The sequence below is a fragment of the Corynebacterium freiburgense genome, assembly GCF_030408815.1.
Lineage (GTDB): Bacteria > Actinomycetota > Actinomycetes > Mycobacteriales > Mycobacteriaceae > Corynebacterium > Corynebacterium freiburgense.
Genome location: NZ_CP047355.1, coordinates 502,737 through 519,085, shown reverse-complemented (window position 1 = coordinate 519,085; position 16,349 = coordinate 502,737). Strand labels below are relative to the sequence as shown.

15 protein-coding genes are annotated in these 16,349 nt (G+C 50.4%); 4 read left to right on the top strand and 11 right to left on the bottom strand.

Annotation, left to right across the window (positions count from 1 at the left end; genetic code table 11):
• Window positions 1-369: 369 nt before the first annotated feature.
• Window positions 370-1,686, top strand: a complete 1,317-nt coding sequence (locus tag CFREI_RS02355; RefSeq protein ID WP_027012790.1) for an O-acetylhomoserine/O-acetylserine sulfhydrylase — start codon at window positions 370-372, stop codon at window positions 1,684-1,686.
• A gap of 136 nt (window positions 1,687-1,822) precedes the next feature.
• Here the strand turns inward: CFREI_RS02355 and CFREI_RS02350 are convergent, their stop codons facing one another.
• The 5 genes from CFREI_RS02350 to CFREI_RS02330 form a co-directional block, all read right to left on the bottom strand.
• The gene (locus tag CFREI_RS02350; protein ID WP_027012789.1) at window positions 1,823-2,935 is read right to left on the bottom strand and encodes an HtaA domain-containing protein; all 1,113 of its coding nucleotides are present in this window, start codon (window positions 2,933-2,935) and stop codon (window positions 1,823-1,825) included.
• 113 nt (window positions 2,936-3,048) lie between these two features.
• A complete protein-coding gene (locus CFREI_RS02345; RefSeq protein ID WP_027012788.1) occupies window positions 3,049-3,876 on the bottom strand; it encodes a heme ABC transporter ATP-binding protein in 828 nt (275 codons plus the stop codon).
• Complete coding sequence (locus CFREI_RS02340; RefSeq protein WP_027012787.1) at window positions 3,873-4,895, bottom strand: FecCD family ABC transporter permease; 1,023 nt, start codon at window positions 4,893-4,895, stop codon at window positions 3,873-3,875. Before CFREI_RS02340 ends, CFREI_RS02345 begins: the two co-directional genes overlap by 4 nt.
• 59 nt (window positions 4,896-4,954) lie before the next feature.
• Window positions 4,955-6,016 carry a heme/hemin ABC transporter substrate-binding protein gene (locus CFREI_RS02335; protein ID WP_027012786.1) on the bottom strand — a complete coding sequence of 354 codons (1,062 nt, stop codon included), beginning with the start codon at window positions 6,014-6,016 and terminating at the stop codon, window positions 4,955-4,957.
• An 87-nt stretch (window positions 6,017-6,103) separates the two neighbouring features.
• A complete protein-coding gene (locus CFREI_RS02330) occupies window positions 6,104-8,080 on the bottom strand; it encodes an HtaA domain-containing protein (protein ID WP_027012785.1) in 1,977 nt (658 codons plus the stop codon).
• Window positions 8,081-8,266: 186 nt separating this feature from the next.
• On the opposite strand from CFREI_RS02330, the gene CFREI_RS02325 reads away from it, so the two are divergent.
• Together CFREI_RS02325 and metX are read left to right on the top strand one after the other, a co-directional pair.
• Entirely contained in the window at window positions 8,267-8,734 is a 468-nt protein-coding gene (locus CFREI_RS02325) for a hypothetical protein (protein WP_027012784.1), read from the top strand.
• 785 nt (window positions 8,735-9,519) lie between these two features.
• A complete protein-coding gene (gene metX, locus CFREI_RS02320; RefSeq protein WP_051255953.1) occupies window positions 9,520-10,602 on the top strand; it encodes a homoserine O-acetyltransferase MetX in 1,083 nt (360 codons plus the stop codon).
• Here the strand turns inward: metX and CFREI_RS02315 are convergent.
• The 3 genes from CFREI_RS02315 to CFREI_RS02305 are packed head-to-tail and all read right to left on the bottom strand — an operon-like array spanning window position 10,599 to window position 13,408.
• A complete protein-coding gene (locus tag CFREI_RS02315; protein ID WP_027012782.1) occupies window positions 10,599-10,910 on the bottom strand; it encodes a DUF3017 domain-containing protein in 312 nt (103 codons plus the stop codon). The genes metX and CFREI_RS02315 overlap by 4 nt on opposite strands.
• On the bottom strand, window positions 10,907-11,761 hold the full coding sequence (locus tag CFREI_RS02310) for a bifunctional methylenetetrahydrofolate dehydrogenase/methenyltetrahydrofolate cyclohydrolase (protein ID WP_027012781.1): 855 nt from the start codon (window positions 11,759-11,761) through the stop codon (window positions 10,907-10,909). The genes CFREI_RS02315 and CFREI_RS02310 overlap by 4 nt, the downstream gene beginning before the upstream one ends.
• A 45-nt stretch (window positions 11,762-11,806) precedes the next feature.
• On the bottom strand, window positions 11,807-13,408 hold the full coding sequence (locus tag CFREI_RS02305; RefSeq protein WP_051255952.1) for a cation:proton antiporter family protein: 1,602 nt from the start codon (window positions 13,406-13,408) through the stop codon (window positions 11,807-11,809).
• A gap of 93 nt (window positions 13,409-13,501) precedes the next feature.
• Here CFREI_RS02305 and CFREI_RS02300 point away from each other — a divergent pair, with 93 nt between their 5' ends.
• Window positions 13,502-13,990, top strand: a complete 489-nt coding sequence (locus tag CFREI_RS02300; RefSeq protein WP_027012780.1) for a tRNA (cytidine(34)-2'-O)-methyltransferase — start codon at window positions 13,502-13,504, stop codon at window positions 13,988-13,990.
• Between the two features lie 12 nt (window positions 13,991-14,002).
• On the opposite strand, the gene CFREI_RS02295 is transcribed toward CFREI_RS02300, so the two are convergent.
• Genes CFREI_RS02295 through CFREI_RS02285 form a run of 3 tightly spaced genes read right to left on the bottom strand, consistent with a single transcriptional unit; the run spans window position 14,003 to window position 16,339 of the window.
• Window positions 14,003-14,671, bottom strand: coding sequence for a metal-dependent transcriptional regulator (locus tag CFREI_RS02295; RefSeq protein WP_051255951.1), 669 nt, complete (start codon window positions 14,669-14,671; stop codon window positions 14,003-14,005).
• Entirely contained in the window at window positions 14,595-15,512 is a 918-nt protein-coding gene (locus tag CFREI_RS02290) for a metal ABC transporter permease (RefSeq protein ID WP_084170745.1), read from the bottom strand. The genes CFREI_RS02295 and CFREI_RS02290 overlap by 77 nt, the downstream gene beginning before the upstream one ends.
• Window positions 15,509-16,339: a metal ABC transporter permease gene (locus tag CFREI_RS02285; RefSeq protein ID WP_027012778.1), complete on the bottom strand. Its 831-nt coding sequence runs from the start codon at window positions 16,337-16,339 to the stop codon at window positions 15,509-15,511. The genes CFREI_RS02290 and CFREI_RS02285 overlap by 4 nt, the downstream gene beginning before the upstream one ends.
• Window positions 16,340-16,349: the final 10 nt, after the last annotated feature.

Genomic DNA, 16,349 nt, shown 5'->3' with positions numbered 1-16,349 from the left:
CGGTGTTGGGGATGAACCGTGGAAAATACAACCTAGTTATTGAACCTAGATTCTTCTTATTGAATCTGTAGGCCGTATTGGCCCCAATTGACTAGGATAGCGAACTAGAAAATCCTTGGTACCTGCAAAAATACATGGCACACGATATATTTTCATATTGCTTTCATCTGGTGAGGTCATGCGCAATTCTTGTGATACTTCATTAGTAACCACACTCCCCCGAGGGGGTAGCAGATTTCTAATTTACACCCCCATAAGCTATCCCGCCCAAAGGCAAGACTAAGCAGTCTACCCCCGCAGCACCCATCACTAATTGATCTAGACCAAGCTGTCCATTATCTTGGTTCAAAACCATTGAAAGGACGTGCCATGGCCAAATATGACAATAGCGATACAAGCTCCTGGAAATTCGAAACAAAGGCAATCCACGCAGGACAACCGGTAGATAGCGATAATGGGGCCCGAAATCTCCCTATCTACCTCACTTCTTCGTATGTTTTTAATTCTGCTGAACATGCCAAACAACGTTTCGCTCTTGAAGATGCAGGCCCCGTCTACACTCGCCTCACAAACCCAACGGTCGCGGCCGTCGAAAATCGCCTTGCCGACCTAGAAGGCGGTGTCCATGCTGTACTCTTTGCTTCCGGCCAAGCTGCCGAAACCGCCGCCATCCTCAACCTTGCGCGCGCAGGTTCACATATAGTGGCATCCTCCCGGCTCTACGGTGGCACCACCACGCTCTTTGAAGTAACGCTCAAACGCCTAGGCATTGACACAACATTTATCGACGCCCCGGACGACCCCTCAGCATGGCAGGCCGCCGTCCAAGACAACACCGTCGCATTCTTCGGCGAAACCTTTGCAAACCCACAAGCAGATATCCTAGACATTCCTACAATCGCCGAAGTAGCGCACAACAATAATGTCCCGCTTATTGTGGATAACACTGCCGCAACCGCAGCTCTGGTTCGCCCCCTCGAACTTGGTGCAGATATCGTTGTAGCCTCCCTTACCAAATTCTATACCGGCAATGGGTCCGCACTCGGCGGCGTACTTATCGACGGCGGAACCTTCGACTGGACCGTCGAACGCAATGGACAGCCAATCTTTCCAGACTTTATAACCCCAGACCCCGCCTACCACGGCCTAAAATACGTAGACCTTGGTGCAGCCGCATTCGGACTCAAAGCCCGCGTAGGCTTACTCCGCGACACCGGTGCAGCGATATCCCCCATCAACGCCTGGATCACTGCCCAAGGACTGGACACCCTCTCATTGCGTATTCAACGCCACAATGAAAACGCCTACCAAGTGGCTACCTACCTGGCACAACACCCAAAGGTGGCTAATGTAAACTACGCCGGACTAGAAAGCTCCCCCTGGTACAAACTAAAAGAAAAACTCAACCTCACTCATACCGGTTCCGTCCTATCCTTCGATATTATTGGCGGCCAAGAACAAGCTTGGGCATTTATCGACGCCCTGAAACTCCACTCTAATGTGGCAAATATCGGCGACGTACGATCATTGGTTGTGCATCCCGCCACTACCACACACTCCCAATCCACAACAGAATCCCAAGCTCGAGCCGGCGTAACCCCCACAACTATTCGACTTTCTGTGGGCATTGAAAACATCGAAGACATTCTTGCTGACCTCGAACAAGGATTTGCGGCAATCCCGTAACCGAATCCGAAACCTATACCTAAACACAAAACCGCGCCCCTACACTCGAACTTTTGAAATAACAGTTCTTGTGTCAGAAGGGCGCGGGATTAGAACCCAAGTAATTCCTTGCGAAGAATCACCTCTGGTTGGTTGATTACCGCTTAAACAGGTTCAAAAGGTTAGGACCAATACCTGTAAGGATAGCAATCAAACCGCCAATAGAAACAAGGCTCAGGATCGCGGCTACAGGATTACCCTTGAACTCATTCAACAGCTCACGCAGATTCTTAAAACCTGGCTGACGCGGAGGAAGCGGATGCTCAGGCTTTGGATCAGCGGTAGGTGCAGTGGTAGGCACGGTGTGTGCTGGTGGCTTTGGATCTGCGGTAGGTGCAGTGGTAGGCACGGTGTGTGCTGGTGGCTTCGGCTCCGCCGTTGGAGCAGTAGTTGGCACTACGTGTGCTGGTGGCTTTGGATCAGCGGTAGGCGCAGTCGTTGGAGCGCTGGTCTTTGGCTCTTCTGGCTTCGGGTTCTTTGGCTCTTCTGGCTTCGGGTTCTTTGGCTCTTCTGGCTTAGGAGCAGGGGCCTGAGGCTTCGGCTCTACGAATGCCGTGCAACGCAATGCGCCAGAAACCGGATCCATTGGGGTTCCTACATCATACTGCTCAAGGAAAAGCTTATGAGCACCTTCAGCTACCGCTGGCGTTCCAGAAAGATCAAGAGCACCAGCAGTGAAGTTAGCTGGGGCAGCAAGAGTGTACTTGCCGAGCTCTGCATTCGCACGTGTGACAGTATTTTTTGGTGCGTTTTTGTCGAACTCTGCAACTTCATTGGTGGTGTAGTTCGCAATGATCTTTACTTCTTTGCCATCGATATCGAGACGGATATCCTCGATTAGCATGTTCAAAACGTCATGGTGACCAGTGAAGCGAATTTCACCTTTTAGCGGGATTATAGCGGAATCCTGATCGATAACTCCTGGAGCATCAGGTGTGAATTTAAAAGCAAATTTGGGATCACTGGCATCTGCACCAGTAGCACCTGTGGTGTAAGTTACTTTACCTTGGGCAATTTTGCCGGTGACATACTTGCGGAATCGCGCTAACACACCCCAGTCATAGGTGCCTTCATAGGACTTGCAGTAGCGTGGCTCATTTGCTGCGCCAGGCGCCTCTTGCGCAGCTGCTACAGCTGGCACAAAAGACGTAATCAGGGTGGCCGCTAGGGCCGCACTCGTGAGACGTGCGCTATTGGAGATGTTCTTCACATTAGCTCCTGTGTTTGATTTACAACAGAACGCCTCACTGATCATGGGTCCGTAAGGCACCCCTAACCCTAAAGTTTCGCCAAGCCTTCGTCAATCTTTTTCTTAGGGTTCACTTAGATAAACGTTGGTGTGAGAATTTTTAGAGCGCTGACCTGGTTTGACCTTGCCGCCCCCGATTGTGGCACCACCCGAATTGCACCCCCATCTGGGGATGGCACCACTTGTATGGGCCACTCGTACACCGATGAGAGCAAATGATCGATATAGACTTCTTTAACGGAACCACTAGCAGCAACTTTGCCACCCGCCAAGCAGATTATTCGATCACAATACTGCGCCGCGGCATTAAGATCATGTAGCACTACCACCACAGCAGCCCCACCCCGCGCCATGCCTCGAATAAGCCCCAAAGCCTGTTCTTGGTGCCCAATATCCAGCGCGGCTGTTGGCTCATCCAGTAGAACCACGGGGGTCTGCTGGGCCAGAACACGCGAAAGCGCCACTCTCGAACGCTCACCGCCTGAGAGGGTCATAATATCTCTCTCAGACAAATGTGATACTTCAGTCGCTTGAAGGGCGGCTTCAATAATTGCTTCTTCATCGCCAATATATTTGGTACGCGACCACGGCCTACGCCCCATTGCCACCACATCATGAACCAGAAATGCAAAGGAGACGGAAACATCTTGCAGCATAACGGAGCGGCGCCGAGCCAAATCCAATGCAGATGCATGTTGAGGATCCAAGCCACAAATACTTACACTGCCTGAGGCTGGCACCAGGTCACCACTGAGCACAGAGAGCAGAGTTGATTTTCCAGCACCGTTGGGCCCGATAAGCCCCAGTACCTCTCCTGCATGTGCTTCCATTGAGACATCGTCAAGCAGCTTCCGCCCGCCAATTGAAACTGTGATATTGCGGGCTTGCAGCAATGAGTTCATCGACGTTGTCCCTTCATCAACATACGACGTAAGAGAATAAAGAAGGTTGGTCCACCAACTAAGGCGGTGAAAATGCCTATTGGTAAATCAGCGAATGGAATAATCGTCCTTGCTGCAATATCTGCAAGCCCAATGAGCACCGCACCTGTCAATGCTGAAGCCGGAAGTAGCACTTTATTCGCTGGCCCCGTAATCGTGCGTAATAAATGAGGAACGATCAGCCCCACAAATCCAATGAGTCCGGCGTAAGCAACCGCACCCGCAGTTAATAATGTGGATGCACCGATCGCAATAATCCGTAATCTCGATACATTAATACCGATATGGCCGGCTGCTTTATCCCCTAGTGCCAGAATGTCAAGCTGTGCACCCAATGTCATTGAAATTGCTATGCCGATAATCACAACAAACAGTACAACGGACACATGTTTCCACTGAGCACCATTGAGCGAGCCCATTTGCCAGAAAATAATCTGCTCTCGGTTTGTTGTGGGCGCAAGGTACACCATGATCGAAATAATTGCGCCAGCTACTGCATTGATTGCAATGCCAGTCAAAATCAGATTGATCACGTGCACTTTTCCATCATGACGGGCAAGTTGATAGACAATAAGTGTGGTCAGCACGGCAGTTATAAATGCTGCCAGCGGAACTGTTGAAGCCCCAAAGAGGGTGATATTAAAAACAATTGCCACTGCGGCACCGACACCAGCGCCCGCCGTAACCCCAATAACACTTGGTTCGGCGAGGGGGTTAGCAAATACTGCTTGCATCAACGCACCACTCACACCGAGTGCTGCACCGACAAGAAGTCCTAATACTAGACGCGGTAGGCGGATTCGCCACACCACAGATTCAGTTAAATCTGCGCTCTGGGGCCCTGCTGCAAGGATGCTAGGAATATCACGCAAAGGCACATTAAACTGACCTACGGCAATACTTACCATCACCGTGGCAAACAGCAGGAAGGTTAAGCACACAAATAGTGCTATACGACGCCGCGTCCGCGCGGCAATAATTGAACCAGCTTCAGCAGAGTGTTCAGTTACTGAAGCTGGTTTCGTTACAGCAGGTGCACTCACTGATTTTGCTCCGGGTTATACAAAGCCTGCGCAGTGCGCAAAAGCACCTCGCCAGTTTGTGGGCCAAAGGAAAGTGAAGACCCATCAGGTACCGTAACCACGCGTTTGTTTTGGCCAGCTTTTGTTTGGGCTACACCTGGTCGCTCCAAAAGGCCTTCAATTCCACCTGTAGATTCCAGCCCCTCTTCCATCATAATAAAAACATCAGGATCGATTTTTGCCAGTGCTTCAGCATTCGCGGGAGAAGTTTCAGCTAATCCGTTTTCTACGGCCACATCAATGCCTCCGACCCCCTCAATAAGGTCTTTTGCACCACTACCATCACCGAGAATAAAGAACACTCCACCATTCCCACGTGCATATAAGAATGCCATTCGTAGCGGTTCTTTTGGCACCATTTTCTTAATTGCCTCGCGGTCTTGGTTGGCATCTTCAACACTGCGTTCAGCTAGTTTTTTAGCTTCATCTGAAAGACCTACTACCCCACCAAGATCAATAATATCCTGGCCAATCGAGTCGATGGTTCGCGCTGGGTCCATCACCACAGTAGTCACACCGGCGTCTCGGATTTGGTCAATTGCTTCACGAGGACCAATCGAGTGATCCACAATAAGCAGCGTAGTACGTAATTCTAGGACAGCTTCAACGTTAATATTGTGGCCGCCTTGAGTGACCACAGGAAGGTCCTTCAAACGCTCCTCTGTTGAAGAAACAGTACGTCCAACAATATTGTCAGCTAACCCAAGCCCAGTCAGTGTTTTGGTGGAGGTGCCGTAAAGATCGAGCGCCAAAATCCGTGAAACATCATCAACAACAACGTCATAGCCATCAGCATCAGTGAGCTCTACCGGTAGATTTGGTTCTACTTTTTCTGCTACCGGTACCACGTCGCCCAGTGCCCCGACCGCACTAACGCCGGTAAATGATCGAGGATCTTTCAGCGAACCTGCGTCTGGCAGCGAATCACGAAGGTTACTCGACTCACTTTGTGGCGCTTCATCCCATGATGCACAACCCGAAAGAGTCAGCGCTAGGGCAGTTCCTACTGCTGCGAAAATTTGTCCGAAACGGTACTTCCGTTTCGTTAGTTGTGGGTAAGTCAAAGCACACCTTTCGATTGATACGGGTTCATCCACTCAGGGGAATTACCGTGAAGCCGGATGGCGAAGAACTAACTGCGACAAACTACCGCCAGCTACCACAAAAGCTGCAAGAATCAGCAGTACAGAGGTGGTAAACGATGGTTTTTCAAAGCCAGAATCGTTCGCATTCTTTATTTTGAAACTACCGTTATTAGCGTAGCCTTCGCTATCCCCTTCGCCACCTTCGCCCGCCAATCGGGCTGCAACTCCTGGTCCGGAAGTCTTTTTCTCCGCATTGCCCTTTTTCGCATTTTCGGCTTTCTTTGCTGCAGCGCCCGCTGCCCCCGCACCGCCACCGGAGGCAGCGCCTGCTGCGCCTCCTGATGCACCCGCACCTTGACCCGCTACGCATGTTGCGGAGCCGCCCAACGTTGCAGTGAAGCTCACTGGATCGAGTTCAGTTCCCTCTGGGTAGAAGTCTGCAAACGCTTTAGAACCAGCCTGAGTCAAAAATGCAGATGCAGTTCCACTAGCGGAAGATTCGCTTGCGTTCACGGCACCAAAGTCCAGACTAGCCAAAGCTACTCGGCCGTAATCGCTGTGATTACCTTCCATATCGCTGGAACTGACCTGTGCAATAAGTGAACCTGAGCCACCGTTCCATTGAATTTCAAGTTCAGAAATCTTCAAGTTTAAGAGGCCATCGTGTCCAGTAAAGTGCATCGATCCAGGAAAATACACGGTACCCGTACCTTTACCTGGGTCAACAGCGCCTGAATTACCAGCGAAATGAAATTGTCCATTTCCATGATCAACGCCACTAAGTGTCCAAGAGCCCTTAGCGATAGATCCAGTGATGTAGGACTGGAACGACTGCTTTACACCCCACTGTGCTTGGGCATCAACCACGCCGACTGATCCATCCGATGTACACACATCCGATCCCCCAGCCCCAGCCGCGGTCGCAGCACCACCGGCTGCTGGGGCCCCACCAGCTGCTGCCGGGCCGCCAGCGCCACCACCTGTGCCGCCTCCACCCCCACCGGCACCTCGGGTTGTTCCACCAGTTCCACCCCCACCTCCGGTTCCTCCACCGGTGCCTCCGCCCCCACCAGTTCCGCCTCCTGAAGGCTTGCTGTTACCTGTTACGCGATCAGTTAGTTTCTCGGAGTTCGTAATAAGCTTATCTGCATTTGTGAGCAGTTCGTTCATGGCTTTGAAGTAATCATTTGCTTCTTTGATTACACCCAAAGCACCGCCATTGTTATTACTTTTCGATCCTCCCGAGCTGCTAGACCCGCCAGAACTGGAACCTTCAGCAGCAAAGGCGTTACTGAAACCGCTCGTTACATTCGTTCTACCACCAGACGCACCACAGCCAATCTCTCCCGAGACTGCGTCCATGTTCGTGCCAGATTCGTACTGACCCAAAAATAGCTTTACCCCACCGGGAGTTATCCCAACATCGCTAGTATCCAGCGAAACCTTACTAGCCCCAAAATTGAAATCTTCTGCCAGTTGAAATTCTGCAATAACTACGTTTTCACGTGTCACGTGATTCGCAGGTGCTCCGGCAACAAACTCGTCAACCTCATTTGTTTCATAATCAACAACAATCTGAGCCCTGCTTCCTTCGATTTCTAACCTGAAGTGAAACAGTGACATGTCAAGCACATTATGATGTCCGGTAAAGTGAACCCGCCCTACGAATGGAATCACTCCATGGTTAGCGCTTTTTAAGTTTATTTGATCCACTACTGGGTCAAATTTAATTGTAAAATTCGGGTCCGAGGGTTCACCATCACTTTCTACTTCATTGGAAACTTCAATATTTCCCTTCGCTATTTTGCCGGTTACGTATTTGCGAAATCTTGCGATAGTCCCCCAGTTAAATGTCCCTCCAAAGTCCTGGCATACCGCCACCTGAGCACTTGCAACAGGTGTGCTAATTGCTGGCGGAACAACCGTTAAACAGGCCGCTGCAGCAACGGCAGCAGCTGAGAAAGTGCGCCGCGCAATGTGTGGAGAGCGGTTGGTCATAGCTGCGTAAACTCCTCAAACATTGCTAGAAGCTGAGAGCATCCTTTTCATTTAGACGGTTGCCTTAGCCTAGCCTTATAATTAATCTTCGAACTAGAATAACCTAACCTAAGAACGCTCCTTCGAAAACCCCCTAGGAAAAGGCACCTCCATTTGAGGTATGACCTTTGAATAAAACTCAAACCTATGAATGAACACCTTTCACTTCTCTACCCCGATATAGATCCGCAACGCCCAGTCCCGCCCACATATAGCGAACGGTTTGCACTAGTGCTCGCGGCGTCGATACTCGCCTTCGGTGCAGCTGCCGGTGACCTTATTGTGATGGCGGCAGGTTTATTACTTACGCTATTGGCGGCAATAGCACCGAATTTAAAAACACCACGCCGGATTCGCAATGAAGCTCGATCACGCTTTCCATACGCAAACTGGGCAGAAGACAGGCCACCACTCATCCCCCTAGCAGTCTCATACCCAATTACGTGGATGTTTATTATTGCCGTCGTTGGTGGTGCATTGTGGTTTGTGCCGGAGAAATATACCCTTTGGGGCGCGGCAGGCGCGGCTGCAATTACAGCGATTGTAGTGTGGTTTATGCCTGGGCTGTCCCCCATTTGGTCTCGGCCCCCAGAGCAACCCACCGACAAAATCTAAAATTTGCCTGGCGAGAGTTGACCCGAAGACTAGGTGGCACAAAATCCGCCCAGCAAACAGGTCTTTTAAGCCACCAAAAAGCACTGGTTGTAGCCACCTTGCTTAACCACTTCCGGGGGTGCCGGCAACCAGGCTTCCTAGGCTCTTTAATAGGCGCAAGCTATTGGGCTCGCTATGTTTTTGTATGTTGCGTTACAAAATCTATTACTTAAGGTGTGGGAAAACTAGATCCGTAACAGACGCCAGGTCAAGGGCCATTTTCGGCCTATTTTATGGTCACAAAACACTGGAAAATCAGGGGTGAAAATCAGGGTGGAAAATGGGTTCTGTGACAACGCAATCATATTAGCCACAATAACCCCACCAGCCCCAAGAAATGGAAACTCAAACCAACCCGCAAAACCCTGATGTCGCCAAAAACACCATCTTGTGTGCAATTGGTGTAAAAAGCGTCACCGAACGCCCTCTGGGACCATAATTTTGTCGCCAAACACACCAATTGTGCACAAGATGGTGTATTAAACGACAAACCCCAGGTAACCAATCGCCCACAACCTAAAGCGTGTAGCCCACAGCCCACAGCCCACAGCCCACAACCTAAACCCACCAGACAAGGGACTCCCGACCCACCACTCAGCGAAGTGCGGTGAGTCAAGTTCGGAATTGTTGCGGTTGTCAGGCAGTTTCGGCAACATGAAATGCGTCAGCCAAGCACGCAATGGACTAGACAGAGCTGTACGTCTACAATCAAGGAAATCGTTTTCCTTAGTGGAAGGTAGAGCACGATGGAGTTTCCTGTTCCTGCTGGTGAAGTGGCTTTTCAACCCATTGGTGATTACTATACCGAGGCCGGTGCCACCATTCGCGATATTACTGTTGCATACCAACGCTGGGGAGAACCTACCGCCGATGGCAGCAATATCATTCTTATCGAACACGCCCTTACCGGTGATTCAAACGCCGCCGAATGGTGGTCTGGGGTTATTGGCCCAGGAAAAGCACTGGATACTCAACGTTTTTGCGTTTTATGCGCCAATGTTATCGGTGGTTGTCAAGGCACCACGGGCCCGTCATCCCCGCACCCAGACGGAGGTTTTTGGGGGTCAAGGTTCCCGGCGGTTTCCATCCGAGACCAGGTCACTGTAGAAAAAATGCTTCTCGACGCCCTGTCCATCCCTAAGGTATTCGCAGTAATCGGCGGTTCCATGGGTGGTGCTCGAGCTCTGGAATGGACACTTATGTATCCAGATATCGTGCAATCCGCGCTAGTGCTCGCAGTTTCTGCGCGGGCAAGTGCATGGCAGATTGGTATTCAAGCCGCCCAGATTTCCAGTATTGAAAACGATCCAGCCTGGCAAAATGGTGACTTCCATGGCACTGGTCAAAGCCCTTACGATGGGATGGCAACGGCCCGAAGGATCGCACACCTCACTTATCGAGGTGAATTAGAAATAGATGAAAGATTCGCCGCCGATGCACAACAAGGCGAAAATCCTCGCGGACCATTCCGTGACCCATCACAGCGTTTTGCCGTGGTAAGTTACCTTGATTACCAGGCAAAGCGGCTTGAGGAGCGTTTCTGCCCAGGCTCCTATGTAACACTAACGGAAGCGTTAAATAGGCACGATATTGGTAGGGGCCGCGGCGGACTCAATAAAGCACTGGCTTCTTCAACGGTTCCGACCATGATTGTGGGAGTGGATACAGATATTTTGTATCCTTACCACCAACAAGAGCATCTTTCCCGAAACCTCGGCAATCTCCTTGGTATGGCTAAGATTGCCTCCCCGGTAGGCCACGATGCGTTTTTAACAGAAACACGCCAGCTCGATCACATTATGCGGCGATTTATTTCTTTGGCATCCTAGCTTCCAAGCGAATCAACGGTACCAGCCAAAAACATCATTGCCCCACCTATTGCGGAGCAGAAAACGGCATCGAAGCGTTGGGAGCGTACTGCAAGGACACCCAACGTTTCGCTATCACATGAAAGCCGTAAACCGGCCAGCCATAGTAAACAACAACCCAGCGTAAATGTGGAACGCCGCCAGTGTTCGGTGGCTAGAAAACCGCATGCTGCAATCAGCCCTGCCACGAAAATAGCCAACCCCACACGTTGAAACCTTAGGGGCAATGAGGAAGGCTGATTCCCCGAATCATGCGGGTTTACGCTCACAGTCCGGCCAACTTCTCCGCGCGTTCAACTACGTTCTGCACAAGGAAAGCCCTGGTCAATGGGCCAACACCACCCGGGTTAGGGGAAACGTATCCGGCAATATTCCAAACATCTGGGTGGACATCACCCAATAATTTGCCGTTGTGGCGCGAAACCCCAACGTCAAGTACTGCTGCACCGGGCTTCACCATATCTGCAGTCAATATATGCGGCTGGCCAGCGGCCGCGATAATAATGTCCGCATTTCGGGTTTCCGCAGCAAGATCTTTTGTGCCTGTGTGGCATAAGGTTACGGTGGCGTTTTCACTGCGGCGCGTCAACATTAAACCAATCGGTCGCCCAACTGTCACACCACGACCAATCACTACAACTTTTGTGCCCTGAAGTTCTACTTGGAAGCGTCTCAGTAAATGGATTGCACCATTTGGGGTACATGGGAGGGGAGCTGGTTCATTTAATACCAATTTGCCGAGGTTTACTGGGTGCAAACCGTCAGCATCTTTTTGTGGATCGATGCGCTCTAAGACTTTGTTTTCATCAAGGTGTTTTGGCAGTGGCAATTGCACAATATAACCAGTGCATTCTGGGTCGGCATTGAGCTCATCAATGACGCGATGGAGTTCTTCCTGAGAAATATCTGCAGGTAAATCTTTACGAATCGAACGGATTCCAATCTGCTCACAATCGCGATGCTTCATTTTTACATACGAATGGCTTGCTGGATCATCCCCAACGAGAACGGTGGCTAGTCCTGGGATTATGCCACGATCCCGTAATGTAGAAACGCGAGAAGCAAGATCCGCAAAGATCTCATCACGGTACAGGTTTCCATCCAAAGTTTTTGCAGTCACGCCCGTCATTATTCCAGAAGCGCACAGCAAACAACATGTTACTTATCAGCTTTCTGTACTGACCCCTTTACCATGCTCACTAAACGCCCTGAACGCGACGTCGGCAAGCTCAACACCAGCGCCATCATAAAGATTCAATGTGGCATTTGCCCCGTGCAACAATAATTCCTCCGCGGCGGAACCGTACTTGCCAATCGCCACAATAACCAACGGCACATCCAATTGTTCCAGCACTCGTAATGCATCAACATTGGCACTATGCTCAGGCATTGCTAAAACAATTAATTCGGGGTGACGCTCCCGTGCTCGAATCCGAAGCCATAATTCTGGATCTGTAGCATCCCCTTGGAACACCAAAAACCCGCGGTCCCGCAATGATTCAATACGATCTTGGCTAAACTCCACCCCGGCGACATTCATCCCATATTTTTGCGAAAGCCGGGTATACGCACCAGCGCCTACCCTGCCCATACCTAGTACTAATGCGTCAAGCCCTTCAACATCAATTGGGCCTTCACCTGCGGCAAGGCGGTCGCTAGGAAGTTCCGGCACCCAAGGAACAATACGTTCCATAAGCCAAGCAACTCGCAATCGCGCCAGCGAACAAATAACGAAACTTCCGGCCACGGCCAACGCCATAATCTGCAACCAAGAACCTGGCAATAAATGCGCTTGCACCGCAATTGCTGTAACAATGAGTCCGAATTCCGAATAGTTACTTAAAACCCCAGCCGATAATGTGGAAGTCCGGTGCGACATTCCCATGCGGTACAACATGCCCACAAACACCAATGACTTTAAAGGCAGCAGTAGCAGCAATAAACCAGCGGCTAAAAATCCCTGAGCTGCTGGCACACCACCCAAACCAATATCGATAAAGAAACCTACGAGTAGCAATTCCCGAACACTGGTCAATGCCTCGAACATACGGTCAGAGATCGGGTGCCCAGATATAATTAAGCCTGCTAACAAAGAGCCTAAGGAGCCACTCAACCCAGCTAATTCAAAGAGCGCATAGGATGCAACTGCTAAAGTCACGCCAGCAAGCACCAATAAATCTGTGCGATAAATATGGTCTGGGAATTTTCGAATAAGCGGCCGTAATAACGGTAAAAGCAAAAATGCCAACGCCCACGGTTCCGGCATCCGGCCAGAAGCACCTACCAAAAAAGCCACTGCAATAATGTCTTGAAGTACTAACACCCCAATTGCAATAATGCCCACTACAGAACGAGTCCGGCCCGTTTCATCCAGCACAGCCATAACGAACACTGTTGAAGAAAACGAACACGCCAAACCCAATAGAAAAAATGATCCCCACCCGGTATCAGCAATTATTGAAACCTGCGCTGCCACGGCAAGAGCACACGCAAAGGCGATAGTAGTAAACGCAGCATGACCTATCGTTGTCCCAATAATCCGAACACGAGCAATCATTTTCGGGTCTAGGTGTAAGCCGATAGTGAACAACAACACTGTCACACCAAGGTCCGCAACATGATTGATACCTGGAAGCTCAGTAACACCCACCGCATGTAATGCAAACCCAGCGGCTAAAAATCCTACAAGTGGTGGCAATCGTAATGCAGAAGCCCCCAACCCACCGACAATGGCAAATATTGAAGCGACAAGTAACTCTGGCGGCATGACTTCAGATTTTACGTGGTTTCGTGCCCAATGAATATAGATTACAAAGGCCTAAACTCTAGCGGCATTTCGGACTTTGAGAAGATAATCACTATGCGCGAACATTTGCAAGGCTGCCCCGTCCACATTATCTTTGACCAGCCATGCATTCCTCCAAATACTGGCAATGCAATTCGCATGTGTGCAGGCACCGGGGCGCACCTGCACCTTGCAGGTCCAATGGGTTTTAACCTGGAAGAAAAGAACCTACGCCGAGCCGGCCTTGACTACCACGACCTCGCTACCGTCACTGTGCATAAGAATCTGCAGGCTTGTCTCGATTCGCTTCCCGACGCCCGGGTCTTTGCGTTTACTACGAAAGCTTCCGCATTTCATACCGAGATTCAATGGCAACCGGGCGATGCTCTACTCTTTGGCGCCGAACCCACAGGTTTGGACCAAACTGCACTATCTCACCCTCGGATTACTCAGCAAGTTCGAATCCCTATGCTGCCTGCTCGCCGTTCTTTGAATCTTTCCAATGCAGCGGCTATCGCTACTTTTGAAGCGTGGCGACAACTCGGTTTTACCGACGCACAATAATACAAAGCGTGGTTATGATTCCTCCACCACATTGACAACCCATAAGCTCGATTCCGCGAGCGGTACTTCTTTATCCCCGACCTGAAATAATCGAATTCCTGGGTAGGGCGTATCTGCCCCAGTAATACGTACACCGGGCCGAATATTATGCTCGGCCAAATAACGTAGTAATTGGGGATATCGATCGTGAATTCGGTCAACAATCGCGGATTCACCAACCGCCAAATGGCCAATATGACGCAACCCCATAACCTCCACAACACCATCTCCATCAGGAATAGGATCACCATGAGGGTCCCGTGTTGGATGCCCCAATAACGCATCAATGCGGCTTACAAAAGTATCCGAAACTGCGTGTTCAAGTTTATCGGCTTCATCATGTACTTCATCCCAGCTATAGCCCAGTGTGGAATGCAAAAAAGTTTCAATAAGCCGATGGCGACGAACCATAATCATTGCCACGGCACGCCCTTTTTCCGTAAGCACAATATCACCGTATTTAGGATGGTCCAATAGACCGCGTTCGGTTAAGCGTTTAATCGCCTCAGAGGCAGTGGGAGGTTTCTGCCCCATTTGTTCAGCAATTTCCCCTAGCGTGGCCGCCTTACCCGTGCGTTCGCACAGGTCCCATACTGTTTTGAGGTAATCCTGAGTTTTCTCCGGAAGCTGGCTGACATCCATGCGTTTTAGTGTAATGCAAACCTACGCCTAATGATTGCGCACTTAGACAAATAATATAAAATACGCCGGCGACAATTGCGATCATTCCTCCCGCTGAAAGATCAAACGTTACGGCTAGAAAAAGCCCCACCACACTTATTATTGACCCTGAAATTACTGCAGCAATAAGGAAATTCCATGTCCGCGAAAACCAGGGCTTCATTGCAGCGGCAGGAGCGGCTATTAATGCAATAGAAACTATTGTGCCTACCGCAGGAATAACAACCACAATACATGCCACAATCAACGTCAGTATCAGGGTTTCTGCTATAGCAAGGGAATGCCCGGCAGCGCGAAAACCAGCGTGATCAAAACACACAAATACTAGACGATCACCATATAACACCACCACCGCAATGGCTATTGCAAGTACACCGGCAGCCGCCCAAATATCAGCGGCGCGAACAGTGAGGATTGATCCAGTAAGAAAGCCCTCGATTTTTATAGGTAGAGGCGCAAACCATTTGGCTAAAAAATAACCTAATGCAAAACCAAGAGTAATAATGATTCCCGCCGCCGCCTGCGAAGATTGCCCCGGTACACGCGCCAATGCGTACATGAGTACGGCTAGTGGAACACATAGTAGGGCGGCGCCAAGAAATAATGCTGCGGAAAGATTCCAACCAAACGCCCCGGCAATTACCACGCCCAGTACCGCACCTGGAAACGCCCCATGCGTCACGGCTTCCGCAAAAAACACTCGATGCCGAAGCACCGCCAACGCACCTACAAGTCCGCATAGTGCACCAATAATTATGGCTTCTAACAGTGGCAATCGTACGATTTCCCATAATGACGTCATTGTGACATCACCCCCACTCCTCGCAAAGCTTGGCGGAGAACAAGCGCTAAACCATACAAAACGCACATTGCGAGTGCAACGGTTGCTTGTGGCGAAATCGGGCCAGGAATATGCAATGCCAGCAGCCCTATATATCCTGCAGTAACCCCAAAAAACATCGCCAACGGAACCATAGTTCGAATATTTGTGGCAAGTAGGCGTGCGGCTGCTCCGGGAACCACAAGATAACCAATCACCAACAGCACACCAATCGCTGACGACGCCGCAACCACTACCGCAGCAATGGCCGCGTTCATCCACACATCCATCGCAAACACATTCACTCCGGCTGCTCGGGCCCCGTGATGATCAAATGCTAAAAACACTTGGCGCTTCCACGTTAATGCCAATGTCACTAACGCAATACAGCAAACAAGGACCGCGTCCCTAAGGCGCGGTTCCGTAACTTCCAATAGCCGACCAAACATCAAGGCTTCTAATTGCCCGGATCGGTCGCCAAAACGCAGTGACAGCACCACACCCAAAGCAAAAAAGGTCGCTAAAACAATCGCGGTTCCTGCTTCGGATGCCGCCCGCACTCCCACTAATGCAAACGTTACGAATACTGCCGCTAGCGCGGCACCAGGAATAATCCAATCCACACCACCAAAAACTGCACCTGCCACTACTCCCGGAAACACGGAGTGCACCATTGCTTCCGCAGAAAATTCCAGGCAACGCAGATTGACCAATACGCCAACAATTCCTGCCGTAATACCCAAGATCAGCAAAAGAACAAATGGCCGAAACACAAACGTGGCATCGGAAACTGGAGCGAGAAATGGGATAGAGAGGCAA

Bases quoted from the DNA above. Each gene is read 5' to 3' on its own strand.
- CFREI_RS02355 (WP_027012790.1), top strand. From the start codon at position 370: ATGGCCAAATATGACAATAGCGATACAAGCTCCTGGAAATTCGAAACA.
- CFREI_RS02345 (WP_027012788.1), bottom strand. From the start codon at position 3,876: ATGAACTCATTGCTGCAAGCCCGCAATATCACAGTTTCAATTGGCGGG.
- CFREI_RS02330 (WP_027012785.1), bottom strand. From the start codon at position 8,080: ATGACCAACCGCTCTCCACACATTGCGCGGCGCACTTTCTCAGCTGCT.
- CFREI_RS02325 (WP_027012784.1), top strand. From the start codon at position 8,267: ATGAATGAACACCTTTCACTTCTCTACCCCGATATAGATCCGCAACGC.
- metX (WP_051255953.1), top strand. From the start codon at position 9,520: ATGGAGTTTCCTGTTCCTGCTGGTGAAGTGGCTTTTCAACCCATTGGT.
- CFREI_RS02305 (WP_051255952.1), bottom strand. From the start codon at position 13,408: ATGCCGCCAGAGTTACTTGTCGCTTCAATATTTGCCATTGTCGGTGGG.
- CFREI_RS02300 (WP_027012780.1), top strand. From the start codon at position 13,502: ATGCGCGAACATTTGCAAGGCTGCCCCGTCCACATTATCTTTGACCAG.
- CFREI_RS02295 (WP_051255951.1), bottom strand. From the start codon at position 14,671: ATGGATGTCAGCCAGCTTCCGGAGAAAACTCAGGATTACCTCAAAACA.
- CFREI_RS02290 (WP_084170745.1), bottom strand. From the start codon at position 15,512: ATGACGTCATTATGGGAAATCGTACGATTGCCACTGTTAGAAGCCATA.